The organism is Micromonospora sp. NPDC003944 (assembly GCF_053605225.1).
In genome coordinates, this window is sequence record NZ_JBSGIV010000030.1 from 24895 (window position 1) to 39091 (window position 14197).

Below are 14197 nucleotides of genomic sequence, written 5' to 3' on the forward strand. Positions count from 1 at the left end.
CCAGGCACATCCGACTCGACGTCACGGGTCCGGGTGCGAGCATGGCGCGGAGGGCGGAAATGGCCGAGCAGAGAGATCCGGCGGAGACTGTCGACCCCGTGGTCGACCAGGCCGGCCCACCAGGGCCGGACACCGCCGACCCGGTGGCCACCAGCGACACGAGCCCGGCCGACGCCAGCCCGGCGGGCTCCAGTGTGACCGCCAGCGACGCCAGCCCCGCCGACCCGAGCCCGGCCAACACCAGCCCGGCCGACGCGAGCCCCGCCGACACCGGTTCCGCTGACGGCGACGCCGGCCCGTCGGGCACCGGCTCCGCGCGGGTTGTCGCGGACGCCTCGACCGACGCCGACGACGACGTACCGGCCGGCGACGACGCGTCCGCCGGTGTCGACGCCGCATCCGACGACAAGGCCGCAGCCGCGTCCGATGACAAGGCCGCTGACGTGTCCGGGGCCTCCGTCGGGACGTCGGCCGCGGGCGACGCTGGTCCGGTTCAGGCCGCCGCACCGGTACGCGCACGCGCCAGCGTCGTGACCGCCGGGGCTCTCCGCAGCGACCTGCCGGCAAGCGCTCCGGTCACCGCGACCACCTACCGTGCGACCGGCTCGGCAAGCCCCGCCGACGTGTCGTTGCCGGGGCAGCGGAACGACTCCCCCGCACCGGCCCGGGCCAGCGCCACGGTGCCGAGCAGCAGCCGCAGCACGGCCGGTGCCCTGGGCACGCCGGATCTTCCCGAGAGCACACCCGCCGTCTACCGGGCTGCCCCGGTAGGTGCCGAGCCGGCCCAGCCCTCGACTCCGGAGCCCACGCCACCCGGTCCCGGGCCGACCGAGCCACCGCCACCGGAGCCGGAGCCCGCGCCGGCCCCGGGTCCGTACCCGCCCGGTCCGGCGCCGACGCCGGGCCCCCGACCCGCGCCGCAGCCCGGTCCGGTCCCGCCCGTTCCGGGGCCGCCCAGCCCACCACCCTCACCGGTGCCGCCCATGCCCGGCCCGCCGTCGCCACCCGTGCCGAGCCCGCCGCTGCCACCGCCCGGTCCGCCGGTGCCGGCACCACCGGCTCCGCCCGGCCCGATGCCGGCACCGCCGTTTCCGCCGCCGCCGGCGATGACCGACACGCCCGGCGTACGGGCCACCGCTTCGGTCTCCGCACCACCGGCCGGGTGGCCGTCGCCCGGCGGGGCGACCCGCCCGACGTCAGGTGCCGGCTGGACCGGAACGGCAGCCGCCGCACCGCCGGTGGTGCCCGCGCCAGCCCTGCCGAGCTGGCCACCCTCAACCACCGGGAGCGCGTCGTCGACCCGGAACAGCACCGGAAACTCCCGAACGACCACGCCGCCGAGCAACCCGGGAGTCGGCTCCGCCGGACGGGAAGCGACCGGCGCCCGTGGTGGACGACACGACGGCGGCACCGACCTGGCCGGCACCGTCTACGGCAACGGCGAGGGGGCCGGCTTCACCACGATCGCGATACCCGCCAACGCGGTGGAGACGTCCGGCTCGTTGACCGGGCACATCCTGGCCCAGGGCTGGTCGGACACGACGGCCGAGCGGTCCAGCAACGCCCGGGCGATGATCGTCCTGGCCGCTGCCCTGGGGCTGCTGGTGGCGATCAGCGTCCTGGTCGTCCTGCTTGCCGGTGACGCCCTGGACGGTCTGGTGGGCAGCGTGCTCAACGGGTGAGGCGGCGATGGTGAGTCCGCCCACTACCCTCGGTCAACCGACTGGCGGCTGTGGCGGACCGCCGTACACTGGTTGAGATCACTGACCCGGCGCGCGTGGTGCGCGCCCCTGGGCGATCTTGCGGGCGATCCGGCGGTACAGCCGCGGCGGGCCATCGCGAAGATGCGCCCCGCTCGAAAGGTTTTTTTTGACCACCTCTGCTGACCCCAGCACCGTTCCGTCCGTTTTCAACTCAGTCTCCGCGACCGACGTCGCGCGGGAGCAGTTCGACGTCGTCCCCGGCGAGGCCGGCACCGAGCAGGCCGAGCCGACGGTGACCGTCGAGCCGATCAGCTTCGCCTCCCTCGGCCTGCCCGAGCCGGTGGTCCGCGCGCTGGCACAGCAGGGCATCACCAGCCCGTTCGAGATCCAGCGGGCCACCGTTCCGGACGCGCTCGCCGGTCGTGACGTGCTGGGCCGCGGGCAGACCGGCTCGGGCAAGACGCTCGCTTTCGGCCTGCCGGTGATCGCCCGGCTGTCGAACCGCAACCGGGCCCGGCCGATGCGTCCGCGCGCCCTGATCCTGGTGCCCACCCGCGAGCTGGCCATGCAGGTCAACGACGCCCTGGTGCCGCTTGGCAAGGCCGTCGGCATCTTCCTCAAGACCGCCGTCGGCGGTGTTCCGTACGACCGCCAGATCGACGCGCTGCGCCGTGGCGTGGAGATCATCGTGGCCACCCCGGGCCGGCTCGGCGACCTCATCGAGCGGGGCATCTGCCAGCTCGACGACGTCGAGATCACGGTGCTCGACGAGGCCGACCAGATGGCCGACATGGGCTTCCTGCCCGAGGTGACCGAGCTGCTGGCGAAGACACCCGCGGACGGTCAGCGGCTGCTCTTCTCGGCCACTCTGGACGGTGACGTCGACGCGTTGGTCAAGCGGTTCATGACCGACCCGGTCACCCACTCCACCGCGCCGTCTACCGCCTCGGTGTCCACCATGGACCATCACATGCTGTTGATCCCGCCGCACGAGAAGTTCCCGGTGGCGGCCTCGATCGCTGCCCGGGACGGCCGGACCATGGTCTTCGCCCGTACCCAGCTCGGGGTGGACCGGCTGGTCGAGCAGCTCGCGGCCGTCGGCGTACGCGCCGGTGGGCTGCACGGCGGTAAGACCCAGCGAATGCGCACCAAGACGCTCGCCGAGTTCCGTGAGGGCCGGATGAACGTGCTCGTCGCCACGGACGTGGCGGCCCGGGGCATCCACGTCGACGGGGTCACCCTCGTGCTGCACGTCGACCCGCCGAAGGATCCCAAGGACTACCTGCACCGGGCGGGGCGTACCGCCCGGGCCGGCGAGTCGGGCGCGGTCGCCACGCTGGTGCTGCCCAAGCAGCGCCGCACCACCCTGGCGATGATGGAGAAGGCCGGCGTCGCGCCGGCCGAGACCCGCGTCCGGGTCGGCGACGCGGCGTTGGCCGAGCTGGTCGGCGCTCGGGAGCCCAGTGGCGTCCCGGTCCGCGTCGAGGCGGAGCCGCGGGGCTACGGCGACCGCTCCGGCGGCCCGCGCCGGTTCGACGACCGCTCCGGCGGCCCGCGTCGGTTCGGTGACCGCACCGGGGGCGAGCGCCGCTACGGCGACCGCCCGCAGGGTGACCGGCGCTTCGGCGACCGGCCCACCGGCGAGCGCCGCTACGGGGACCGCCCGCAGGGTGACCGCCAGTACGGCGACCGCCCGACCGGCGAGCGCCGCTACGGCGACCGGCCCGAGGGTGAGCGCCGCTACGGTGACCGCCCGCAGGGCGACCGCCAGTACGGCGACCGCCCCCAGGGCGAGCGCCGCTACGGTGACCGCCCCCAGGGCGAGCGCCGCTACGGTGACCGCCCGCAGGGCGACCGCCAGTACGGCGACCGCCCGCAGGGCGAGCGCCGGTACGGTGACCGACCCACCGGCGAGCGGCGTTACGCCGATCGGGACACCCGGGGCTACGGCGACCGGCCGCAGGGCGAGCGCCGGTTCGGTGACCGGCCGCAGTTCGGCGACCGGGACGGCCGACCGGGCGGTGAACGGCGCTTCGGCGACCGGGACGGGCGGGGTGACCGTCCGACCGGCGAGCGGCGCTTCGGTGACCGCGACGCTCGGGGTGGTTTCCGCTCGGAGAGCCGGGTCCGGGACGATCGCCCCCGCGACGACCGGCCCCGCGAGGACCGCCCGCGCGACGACCGGCGCGGTTTCGGCGGGCGACCGCCGGCGCGTACCCACTGATTGATCCACCGAACGCCGTCGCGAAGCCCAGGCTTCGCGGCGGCGTTCGCGCATGTCCTGCCGATGTCGACACGGTCGCGTAACGTCCGCCTCATGCCGACCATGCCGAAGACGATCTTCTGGTCCCGGACGGACACCGCCGGCAGCGAGCAGGTGCTGCTCGACGACGGCCGCGGCTTGGCGGCCCGGGGCACCCTGCTCGCCGTGGACCCGATCCCGTGGACCGCCCGCTACCACCTGAGCACCACGCCGGACTGGGCCACCACCCGCGTCGAGGTCGAGGCCGAGGGTCTCGGCTGGCTGCGCCGGGTGACCCTGGAACGGGCCGCCGACCGGTGGCGGGTGACCACCGCAGAGCAGGGCGACCTGGACGCGGCCCTGGTCGCGGCCGGTCACCCCCGGGCCGGTCTGCCCGGAACCGACGACCCGGACCGGCTGGCCGACGCCCTCGACGTCGACCTGAGTGGCTCGCCGCTGTTCAATACCCTGCCGGTCCACCGGCTCGGGATTCCGGCCGAGCCGGCAGACGTGGCACACCGGATCACCGTCGCCTGGGTGCTGCTGCCCGGCCTGGAGGTGGTGCCGGCCGAGCAGATCTACACCGGGCTCGGGCCGGGTCGGGTGCGCTTCGCCAGCGGCACCTTCACCGCAGACATCGACCTGGACGACGGCGGCTACGTGGTGCGTTACCCCGGGCTGGCCGAACGGATCGACCCACGCTGACCGGCGCTCAGACGGGCCAGGCCCCGCTGGCCAGGAAGCGGTCGATCGTGGCCAGGTGCGGGGTCAGGTCGAGGCCCTGGGCGGCCACCCAGTCGTCGGCGTAGTACGTGTCGGCGTACCTGTCGCCCGGGTCGCAGATCAGGGTGACCACCGAGCCGGTCCGACCCTCGGCGAGCATCGCGGCGATCAGCCCGAACGCACCCCACAGGTTGGTGCCGGTGGACCCGCCCACCCGGCGGCCGAGCAGCGCCGAGCCGGCGCGCATGGCGGCGAGCGACGCCGCGTCCGGCACCTGGACCATCCGGTCCACGACCGAGGGCACGAACGACGCCTCCACGGTGGGGCGGCCGATCCCCTCGATGCGGGAGCCCTTGCCGGTCCGCACCGACCAGTCGGCCGCCTGCCAGGCCGGGTAGAACGCGGAGTTCTCCGGGTCGACCACGCAGAGTTTCGTGGCGAGCCGGCGGTACCTGGCGTACCGCCCGATCGTCGCGCTGGTGCCGCCGGTGCCGGCGCCCACCACCACCCAGGCGGGGATGGGGTGCCGCTCCAGCTCCAACTGCGCGTAGATCGACTCGGCGATGTTGTTGTTGCCCCGCCAGTCGGTCGCCCGCTCGGCGTAGGTGAACTGGTCCATGAAGTGCCCGCCGGAGTCCTCGGCGAGCCACCGGGCCTCGACCACCACGCCTGCCGGGTCGTCGACCAGATGGCAGCGGCCGCCCTGGAACTCGATCTGCGCGATCTTCTCCGGCGAGGTGGAGGCGGGCATCACCGCGATGAACGGCAGGCCGAGCATCCGGGCGAAGTACGCCTCGGAGACCGCCGTGGAACCCGACGACGCCTCGACGATCGTGGTGCGCGGCCCGATCCAGCCGTTGCAGAGCCCGTAGAGGAACAGCGAGCGGGCCAGCCGGTGCTTCAGCGAGCCGGTGGGGTGCGACGACTCGTCCTTGAGGTAGAGGTCGATCCCCCACTGCCGGGGCAGCGGGAACGGCAACAGGTGGGTGTCGGCCGACCGGTTCGCGTCCGCCTCGACGGCGGCGATCGCCTCGGTCACCCAGGTCCGGCTGGCCTCGTCGCACCTGTCGAGATGAGTCACGTTCGAGAACCTAGCAAGCAGGTCAGGGGTGGTCAGCGCCGGTCCGACGGCGTTGGCGGCGCTGACCTGCTCGGCCGGCGGCGCGGACGAGCGGGGTGAGCGCGACGGCCAACCTGGGCAACGCGTCCAACAGCCGCACCTGCGCTCCCCGCCAGCGGGGCAGGCTGACCACCGGACGTGGCCGGCGGGCCAACCGGACCGCCCGGGCCGCCACCCGCTGCGCGGTGAGCATCGACCCGGTGAACGAGGCCACCGCCCCCGGGTCGTCAAGCCGGTCGTGCAGCATCGGGGTCCAGATGCCGTCCGGGCAGAGACAGGAGACGTGCACCCGCCGGTATCCGGCCATCCGCAGGTCGGACAGGGTGCCGAGGCTGAACGCCAGCAGGGCGTGCTTGCTCGCCGCGTACACCGTCTCGCCCGGCGCGGCGACCAGACCGGCCAGCGAGACGACGTTGAGCACGTGGCCGTGGCCCTGCACACGCATCACGGTGAGCGCGGCGAGGGTGCCGTTGACGGCCCCGAGGGCGTTCACGTCGAACACCCGGCGGCGGGTCGGGGCGTCCTGCTCCCACGACGCCCCGGTGACCAGGATGCCGGCGTTGTTGACCCAGAGGGCCAGGTCGCCCCGGCTCGCCGCCAGCGCGGCGACGGCGGCGCAGGCGTCCTCGTCCCGGACGTCCAGGGCGGTCCACCAACCGCCGAGCGGCGCCGCGGCGGTCCGCACCGCCGCCGGGTCGAGGTCGGTGAGCAGCACGGACCAGCCGTCGGCGTGCAGCGCGGTGGCGATGGCGCGGCCCAGGCCGCCGGCAGCGCCGGTCACCACGGCCACCTGACGCACCGGCGGGGTCATCGGCGCACGCTACCGCCGGCCGCCCGGCCGACACCAGGGGTACGCGGCCGGCCGTCAGGCCGTGGGCTGGCCGACCGGCTGGGGGCGGTTCTCCCACTTCGTGGAGAGCGCGATGGCGGTCCGGGTGGAGGCGACCCCCGGTGTCCGGTTCAACCGCACGATCAACTGCTCCAGCTCGGCGATCGTGCCGACCCGCGCCTTGAGGAGGAAGGACTCCACGCCGGCCATGAAGTAGCAGGACTCGATCTCGGGCAGCACCCGCAACGACTCGAGCATGTCGTCGCTGTCGGCGCCGGAGTCCTCGACGATGCCGATCAGCGCGGTGACGCCCAACCCGATCGACTCCGGGGCCACGTCCGCCCGGTAGCCCCGGACCACCCCACTGCTCTCCAACTTGCCGACCCGTTCGTGCACGGCCGGGGCGGAGAGGCCCACCTGCCGGGCCAACTCGGCGTACGAGAGGCGCGCGTTGCCGCGCAGCAGGTCGACGAGGCTCAGGTCGATGGCATCCACAGAGAGTGACCCTAACTGCTCAGGCGTAACGCGAGACCCTTGGTACCCGTTGGACTGAGCGGTGAGTCACTGTTCGCAAACCGCCGGTCAGGGCTGAGGTAGCACCAGTAACATTACTAACTCCCCACTCAGTGCATTTTTCGCGTTTGGGCGGACAGGCCATGTCCCTGGTGCTGTAATTGCCATACGTCCCTCATGACGGCTCTGGGCTACGCACCAGCCGGGGGCAGTGTGTTCAGCCGGGGGCTTCGTCGACGCGAGGAGGGGGCTGTGGACACTGGAGATCGCCTGCTGACACCGGGTGAGGTCGCCGCGCTGTTTCGGGTAGACCCGAAAACTGTGACGAGATGGGCGGCGGCCGGCCGGATAGGAAGCATCCGGACTCCAGGCGGGCATCGCCGGTTTCGGGAATCCGAGGTGCGAGCCCTGCTTGAGGGGGAGGGCATGCTGGACGAGGTGGATGAGGTCGGAAAGCCACGCAATGTGGGGCCGGCAGCGTCCACGGGGCCGGGTCCGGCCAACGCCGGCATGTACTGAACTGGTGCGGACAACGCCACGCGGACCGGGCGCCAGTCCGGTCCGCGTCCCGCTTCGGCCAACCGCCGGGCGGCAGCACCGCAGGTGCTGAGCCGGCCTATGGTGCTCGGCACGCGCGGACGGCGCAGACGGCTCAGTCTCGTGCGGCACCGAGCTGGCCGGACCACCGCCGGAACAGGGTGTGCGGGACTCCTAGTGCGTCAAGCACCTTGCCGGCGACGAAGTCGACCAACTGTTGGGCGCTGGCCGCCGCACCGGCACCGTAGAAGCCGGGGCTGGCCGGCAACACCACCGCGCCCGCGTCGTGCAGCGCGATGAGGTGCTCCAGGTGGCTGCGGGTCACCGGGGTCTCCCGGGGAACCATCACCACGGGACGGCGCTCCTTGAGGTTGACCTCGGCGGCGCGCTGCAACAGGTCCTTGGAGAGCCCGATCGCGACGCCCGCGCAGGCTGCCGTGCTGGCGGGGACCACTGCCATCCCGCGTACCCGGTAGGAGCCGCTGCTCGGCCCGGCGGCCAGGTCGCCTGCGGGCCAGTGCCGCACATCCGCTGCGGCCAGGTCCCGGTCGAGCCAGGCGGCGAGGTCGTCGGCCCAGTGCCCGTCCCGAAAGGGTCGGCCGGTCTCGTCGAGCACGGTGAGTCGCGCCGCCCGGGAGACGATCAGGTCCACCGGCTCGCCCGCGTCGAGTAGTCCGCCGATGACGGCCGCCGCGTACGGCGTACCGGAGGCACCGGAGACGCCGACCACCCATGGTTCCCGCATGCCCCCAGCCTGCCTGGTCGGACCGGTCGGCGGTTGGGCACCCCCGGGGATGATCCGATCCGACATCCCCCGCGGGTAGCTGCGCATCCGGCCGTCCTGAGATGCTGCCGCTGGCGACCCGCACCGGAACGATCTCGTAGAGGAGGCATCGGTGACGACCGGCGAGACCCTCCGGACGCTGCGCGCCGAATGTCCGATCCCGCCCCGGCTCGCGCCACACGCCGACCGTGTGCAGGACTGGTTGCTCGGTCTGCTGCCCGAACTCGGCCTTCGACTTGACGACGCCGCGCTGCACCGGCTGTCCCGGGGAGCCTTTGCCCGGTACGCCGGGCGGCTCTACCCGGAGGCGACCGAGGCCGACCTGCGGGTACTTGCCGCGCTGTTCACCTGGTTCTTCCTCGTCGACGACGCCTGCGACGGGCCGGACCGGTTGTCCCCGGAGCAGATCCGGGCGCTGCGCGACGGCACGCTCGCGTTGCTGCGCGACGGCACCCGGCTGCGGCACCCCGGGCTGACCGGCCCGCTGCGGCGACTGCTGGTACTGGCCTGGCGGGAGCCCCGCCGCCGGATGCCGGCCCGGTGGCGGCAGCGTTTCGCCGACGCGGTGGCCCGACACCTCGACGGCACCTGGCAGGAGGCCGCCAACAAGGAGGCTGGCCGCCGTCTCAGCGTCGACGAGTACGTCGAGCTGCGTCGGTCGACGTCGGCAGCAGAGGTGTCGTACCCGCTCGTGGAGTTCGTCAGCGGGCGGCCGTTGCCCGACCCGGTCTACCGCCATCCCCTGCTGCGTCAGATCGCCCGCACCGGCAACGACCTGCTCTCCTGGTACAACGACCTGGGCTCGCTGGAACGGGACCGGGCGACCGCCGGCGGGCACAACCTGGTCCTCGCCATCGAGGCCGAGCTGGCCGTGTCGGAGGCGGAGGCGGTCGAACGGGCGGCCGAGCGCTGGCGAGCGGCGATGCGACGCTTCGTCGCGCTGCGCGCCGCGGTGCCGTCGTTCGGCCCGGCGTTGGACGAGGCGGTCGCCGACCACCTCGACGGGATCGCGTACGCCGTGCGCGGGACGGTCGACTGGACCTTCGAGAGCGCCCGCTACCCCGTCAGCGCCACCTCACCAGCCTCACGGCCGTAGGCCGAGCCGGATCGCCAGGTCGAGCAGGGCGAAGAGGAACAGCGCGATGCCGACGAACCCGTTGGCGGTGAAGAAGGCCCGGTTGACCTTGCTGAGGTCGGTGGGGGTGACCACCAGGTGCTGGTAGCCGAACGCCACGGCGGTCAACGCCAACCCGATCCACCAGAGCCAGCCGAGACCGATCAGCGCGCCGAACCAGATGAACAGCGCGAAGGTCACCACGTGCGCGACAGTTGAGGCGTGCAGCGCGAAGCGTCGACCGTACCGGGCGGGCACGCTGTGCACGCCGATCTCCTGATCGATCTCGGAGTCCTGGCAGGCGTAGATCAGGTCGAACCCGCCGATCCACAGCCCCACCGCCGCGCCGAGCACCCAGGCCGGCCCGGAGCCGTTCAGGGTGCCGGTGACCGCCAGCCAGGCACCGACCGGGCCGACCGCCTGGGCGATCCCGAGGATGGCGTGCGGCCAGTTGGTGAACCGCTTGCCGTAGGGGTAGACGACAAGCGGCACCACCGCGAGCGGCGCGAGCATCAGGCAGAGCGGGTTGAGCAGGGCGGCAGCGACGAGGAAGACCACGAGCGCGACGGCCGCGCCGGTCCAGGCCGTCCGCACGCTCACCGCTCCGGTGACCAGTTCCCGACCGGCGGTACGCGGGTTCCGCGCGTCGATCTTGCGGTCGAGGATCCGGTTGGCGGCCATCGCGAACGTCCGCGCCCCGACCATCGCGACGGTGATCAGCAGCAGGTCGAGCCAGCGGACCCGCCCGCCGTCGACCTGCATCGCGGCCAGCGCCGAGAGGAACGCGAACGGCAGCGCGAACACGGAGTGCTCGACGGCGACGAGCTTCAGGAAGGATCTGGTTCGGCCCGGCTTCACCGCCGGTGCGTCGAGGACGGCCATCAGATCCCGTACTCCTTCCAGCGCTTGTCGACCAGGGCGGTGACCTCCGGGCTCATGCTCATCTCCTCCGGCCAACCGCGGGTGTAGCCCTCGGTGGGCAGCTTGCGGGTCGCGTCGACGCCCGCCTTGCCGCCCCAGAACTGCTGGTACGACGAGTGGTCGAGGTGGTCCACCGGACCCTCGGTCAGCAGCAGGTCCCGCGCGTAGTCGACATTGCCGAAGGCCCGGAAGGCCACCTCGTTGTAGTCGTGCACGTCGCAGTCCTCGTCGACGATCACGATCAGCTTGGTCAGCGACATCAGGTGCGCGCCCCAGATCGCGTTCATCACCTTCTGCGCGTGCTTCGGGTAGCGCTTGCGGATGGAGACGATCGCGCAGTTGTGGAAGACCCCAGCGGCCGGCAGGTCGTAGTCGACGATGTCCGGGATCATCAGCCTGAGCAGCGGCTGGAAGATCCGCTCGGTGGCCTTGCCGAGGCCGTGGTCCTCCTGCGGCGGCTTCGAGGTGACGATCGAGTGGTAGACCGGCTTGCGCTGCATGGTCATCGCCTCGATGTGCAGCACGGGGAACGGCTCGACAGGCGTGTAGAAGCCGGTGTGGTCGCCGAACGGCCCCTCGGGCAGCCGCTCGCCCGGCTCCAGGTAGCCCTCGAGCACGATCTGCGCGTGCGCCGGCACCTGCAACGGCACGGTGAGGCAGTCGACCATCTCCACCCGCTCGCCGCGCAGGAACCCGGCGAACAGGTACTCGTCGATGTCGCTCGGCAGCGGCGCGCTCGCCGCGTACGAGACGACCGGGTCGCAGCCGATCGCGACCGCGACCGGCAGGCGCTGCCCGAGCCGCTCGGCGACGGCGTGGTGGGCCGTCGAGTCCTTGTGGATCTGCCAGTGCATGCCCAGGGTGTTGCGGCCGTGCTGCTGGAGTCGGTACAGGCCGAGGTTGCGCTTGCCGGTCTCCGGGTGCTTGGTGTGGGTCAGCCCGTAGTTGTGGAAGATCCCGCCGTCGTCGGGCCAGACCTGCAACCCCGGCAGCCGGTTGAGGTCGACGTCGTCACCCCGGTAGACGACCTCCTGGCAGGGGGCGGTCTTCACCTTGCGCGGCGGCACCGACTTGAGCTGCATGACCTTGCCGAGGCCCTCCCGGATGCCCGACCAGCCGACCGGCAGCTCCGGCTTGACCAGCGCGCCGATCCGGGCGCCGACCTCGTCGAGCGAGTCGACGCCGAGGGCCATCGCCATCCGCTTCTCGGTGCCGAACAGGTTGATCGCCACCGGCATCTCACCCCGGGTCGGACGCTCGAAGAGCAGCGCCGGGCCGCCGGCCCGCACCGTGCGGGTGACCACCTCGCTGATCTCCAGGGTCGGGTCGACCGGGACGTCGATCCGGCGCAACTCCCCCGCGCGCTCGAGCGCCGCGAGGAAGTCCTTGAGATCGGTGTACGGGAAGCCACGAGCAGCCATGTCACCAAGTCTCCCGCACCGGCTCCCGGACGACCCAAGCCGGGTGCTGTGACGCTCGCCGGATCCAGATCAACTCGGCCTTCAGAAAGTCGCGGTGTCCCAGGCTGCCGGACACCGCGACGTCAAGGAAGGCGAGTGGATCAATGGACAGGCCCGCACCTGGCGGGGCATGGCGGGCGGTTGAGCGGGTAGCCGGGCAGGCGGCGAGTGGCAGAGGACCGGCGTGCACGAACCGCGCAGGTCGAGCGCGGGCGCGACGGCGGACGGAGGCGGCGATGGGCGAGGAACGGGTGCCGAGCGGGTTCACCGAGCAACGGGCGCGGGTCGGCCAGATCACCATGAACTACGTCCGGGGCGGCACCGGCCCACCGCTGGTGCTGCTGCACGGGTATCCGCAGTGCTGGTACATGTGGCGGCACCTGCTGCCCGAGTTGGGGCGCTCCTTCGACGTGGTCGCGCCCGACCTGCGCGGCTTCGGGGCTAGCGACGCCCCGGACGGCGGGTACGACAAGAAGACCGTGGCCGCCGACCTGCACGGGCTGCTCGACCACCTCGGCCTGGTCAGTGACCTCCGGCTGGTCGGACATGACCTGGGGACCATGGTGGCGTACGCGTACGCGGCCGCCCATCCACAGCGGGTGAGTCGGCTGGCGCTCACCGAGGCGCCGATCCCCGACGAGAGCATCTACACGTACCCCGCGCTGACCGCGGCCGGGCCCGGGGTGTGGAACTTCGGCTACTTCTCCCTCGGCAACGGGCTCCCGGAAGAACTGGTGAGCGGGCGCGAGTCGCTCTGGGTGGAGCGGTTCACCGACGCCCTGATGGTGCGCAAGGGAAGCATCGCCGCGCCCGACATCGAGGAGTTCGCCAGCCATCTGCGCGACCCGGCGCATCTGCGGGCCAGCTTCGCCTACTTCCGGGCGTTCCAGCAGGACATCGCGGACAACGCGGCGTATGCGGGCACCAAGCTGACGATGCCGGTGCTGGCCGTCGGCGCGGCGGCAAGCCTCGGCGGGCAGATCGCCGAGCAGGTCCGTCGGTACGCCGACACGGTCCGCGGCGAGGTGATCGGGGACTGCGGGCACTGGCTCTACGAGGAGCGCCCGGACGAGATGCTCGCCCTGCTTCGCGACTTCCTCGGTGCGGCCTGAGGCGCTGCCTGCGGGGCGTGTCCGGTCAGGCTGCGGGCGTCCAGGCGTGAGCGGCCAGCGGCGGGTCCAGCGGTGCCCGGGTGAGCCGGTTGGCGAAGGTGGAGATGGTGTACGCGCCGACCCCGAGCACCACGTCAAGCGCGTGTCGGGGCTGGTAGCCGGCGGCCAGGAAGTCGTTCAACCCGTCGTCGGGCACCGCGCCCCGGTGGTCGAGCACCGCCAGCGTGAACCGGCGCAGTGCCTCCAGTCGTGGCTCGGGCAGCGCCGAGCCGGCCCGCAGAGCGGTGATCAGCTCGGTGGTCGCCCCGAGCCGGGTGAGCGTGCCGGTGTGCAGGGCGACGCAGACGTGGCACTCGTTGGTGGTGGCGACGGCGAGGACGACCACCTCGCGTTCCAGTGGCGTGAGGTCGGTCTGCTCGAAGCCCGCATTCGCGGTGAGGAAGCCGGCGAGCAACTGCGGTGATTCGGCCATCAGCGCCACCGGTGTGGGCAGCCAGCCGAACTGGCGGCGTACTCCCTCGATGGCCCGTTGTGCGGGGGCGGGCGCGGTCTCGGTGGTGTGGGTGGTGAAGACGGGCACGGTTACCTGCTTTCCGCGGCCAGGGTCGGGGACCGTAAGATAGTCAACGTGGTTGACGATATAGTAAACGTGGTTGTCGAACGTGGCAACCGCTGATCCCGCGCGTCCGGGTTTCGCGCTGCCGCTGCTGCTGTTGGCCGGCTTCCGGACGCTCATCGACGACCTGCACGCCGAGCTGGCCCGGGAGGGCCACCCGGAGCTGCGGCCACTGCACGGCTTCGTGCTCCAGGCCGTCGGCGCGGGCGGCACCACCGCCACCGAACTGGGCCAACGGTTGGGCATCTCGAAGCAGGCCGCCGGCAAGACAGTCGACCGGCTGGTCGCCGTCGGCTACCTGGAGCGGGTCGACGACCCCTCCGACGCCCGACGCCGGCTGGTCCGGGTGACCGCGCGCGGCGCCGATGGGCTGCGCCGCTCGGCCGAGATCTTCGACCGACTACGCGAGCGGTGGGCCGGCACGCTCGGCCCAGAACGGGTCACCGCCATCGAGGACGACCTGCGCACGATGGCCTCGGCCAACTGGTTCCGACTCGACGTGCCGGGCTGGTTCGGCGGCTGA

Annotated in this window: 14 protein-coding genes; 7 read left to right on the top strand and 7 right to left on the bottom strand. The window is 72.6% G+C overall.

The features are described from left to right. Positions 1-59 precede the first annotated feature (59 nt). From ACWER9_RS16745 to ACWER9_RS16755, 3 genes are all read left to right on the top strand, one after another. Positions 60-1682, top strand: a complete 1623-nt coding sequence (locus ACWER9_RS16745; protein WP_452302669.1) for a hypothetical protein — start codon at positions 60-62, stop codon at positions 1680-1682. A gap of 187 nt (positions 1683-1869) precedes the next feature. Continuing rightward, a complete protein-coding gene (locus ACWER9_RS16750; protein ID WP_452302670.1) occupies positions 1870-3927 on the top strand; it encodes a DEAD/DEAH box helicase in 2058 nt (685 codons plus the stop codon). A 102-nt stretch (positions 3928-4029) separates the two neighbouring features. Then, positions 4030-4650, top strand: a complete 621-nt coding sequence (locus tag ACWER9_RS16755; RefSeq protein ID WP_452302714.1) for a putative glycolipid-binding domain-containing protein — start codon at positions 4030-4032, stop codon at positions 4648-4650. Between the two features lie 7 nt (positions 4651-4657). On the opposite strand, the gene ACWER9_RS16760 is transcribed toward ACWER9_RS16755, so the two are convergent. The 3 genes from ACWER9_RS16760 to ACWER9_RS16770 are packed head-to-tail and all read right to left on the bottom strand — an operon-like array spanning position 4658 to position 7112. Continuing rightward, the gene (locus ACWER9_RS16760; protein WP_452302671.1) at positions 4658-5749 is read right to left on the bottom strand and encodes a PLP-dependent cysteine synthase family protein; all 1092 of its coding nucleotides are present in this window, start codon (positions 5747-5749) and stop codon (positions 4658-4660) included. Positions 5750-5771: 22 nt separating this feature from the next. Beyond that, positions 5772-6599: an SDR family NAD(P)-dependent oxidoreductase gene (locus tag ACWER9_RS16765; RefSeq protein ID WP_452302672.1), complete on the bottom strand. Its 828-nt coding sequence runs from the start codon at positions 6597-6599 to the stop codon at positions 5772-5774. 54 nt (positions 6600-6653) lie between these two features. Further along, positions 6654-7112 carry an Lrp/AsnC family transcriptional regulator gene (locus ACWER9_RS16770; protein WP_452302673.1) on the bottom strand — a complete coding sequence of 153 codons (459 nt, stop codon included), beginning with the start codon at positions 7110-7112 and terminating at the stop codon, positions 6654-6656. Positions 7113-7382: 270 nt separating this feature from the next. On the opposite strand from ACWER9_RS16770, the gene ACWER9_RS16775 reads away from it, so the two are divergent. Then, the gene (locus tag ACWER9_RS16775; RefSeq protein WP_007454516.1) at positions 7383-7649 is read left to right on the top strand and encodes a BldC family transcriptional regulator; all 267 of its coding nucleotides are present in this window, start codon (positions 7383-7385) and stop codon (positions 7647-7649) included. A gap of 133 nt (positions 7650-7782) precedes the next feature. Here the strand turns inward: ACWER9_RS16775 and ACWER9_RS16780 are convergent, their stop codons facing one another. Then, positions 7783-8412: a UbiX family flavin prenyltransferase gene (locus ACWER9_RS16780; protein WP_452302674.1), complete on the bottom strand. Its 630-nt coding sequence runs from the start codon at positions 8410-8412 to the stop codon at positions 7783-7785. Positions 8413-8563: 151 nt separating this feature from the next. Here ACWER9_RS16780 and ACWER9_RS16785 point away from each other — a divergent pair, with 151 nt between their 5' ends. Continuing rightward, positions 8564-9547: a terpene synthase family protein gene (locus ACWER9_RS16785; RefSeq protein ID WP_452302675.1), complete on the top strand. Its 984-nt coding sequence runs from the start codon at positions 8564-8566 to the stop codon at positions 9545-9547. Here ACWER9_RS16785 and mqnP read toward each other — a convergent pair. Both mqnP and ACWER9_RS16795 read right to left on the bottom strand, forming a co-directional pair. After that, a complete protein-coding gene (mqnP, locus tag ACWER9_RS16790; RefSeq protein WP_452302676.1) occupies positions 9536-10447 on the bottom strand; it encodes a menaquinone biosynthesis prenyltransferase MqnP in 912 nt (303 codons plus the stop codon). The two genes, ACWER9_RS16785 and mqnP, sit on opposite strands and share 12 nt — an antisense overlap. Then, complete coding sequence (locus ACWER9_RS16795; RefSeq protein ID WP_452302677.1) at positions 10447-11907, bottom strand: menaquinone biosynthesis decarboxylase; 1461 nt, start codon at positions 11905-11907, stop codon at positions 10447-10449. Before ACWER9_RS16795 ends, mqnP begins: the two co-directional genes overlap by 1 nt. 275 nt (positions 11908-12182) lie before the next feature. On the opposite strand from ACWER9_RS16795, the gene ACWER9_RS16800 reads away from it, so the two are divergent. After that, the gene (locus ACWER9_RS16800) at positions 12183-13058 is read left to right on the top strand and encodes an alpha/beta fold hydrolase (protein WP_452302678.1); all 876 of its coding nucleotides are present in this window, start codon (positions 12183-12185) and stop codon (positions 13056-13058) included. 25 nt (positions 13059-13083) lie between these two features. On the opposite strand, the gene ACWER9_RS16805 is transcribed toward ACWER9_RS16800, so the two are convergent. Next, positions 13084-13638 (bottom strand): carboxymuconolactone decarboxylase family protein, encoded by a 555-nt coding sequence (locus tag ACWER9_RS16805; protein ID WP_452302679.1) that lies wholly within the window; start codon positions 13636-13638, stop codon positions 13084-13086. A gap of 82 nt (positions 13639-13720) precedes the next feature. Between ACWER9_RS16805 and ACWER9_RS16810 the strand changes: the two genes are divergently transcribed. Then, complete coding sequence (locus tag ACWER9_RS16810; RefSeq protein ID WP_452302715.1) at positions 13721-14197, top strand: MarR family winged helix-turn-helix transcriptional regulator; 477 nt, start codon at positions 13721-13723, stop codon at positions 14195-14197.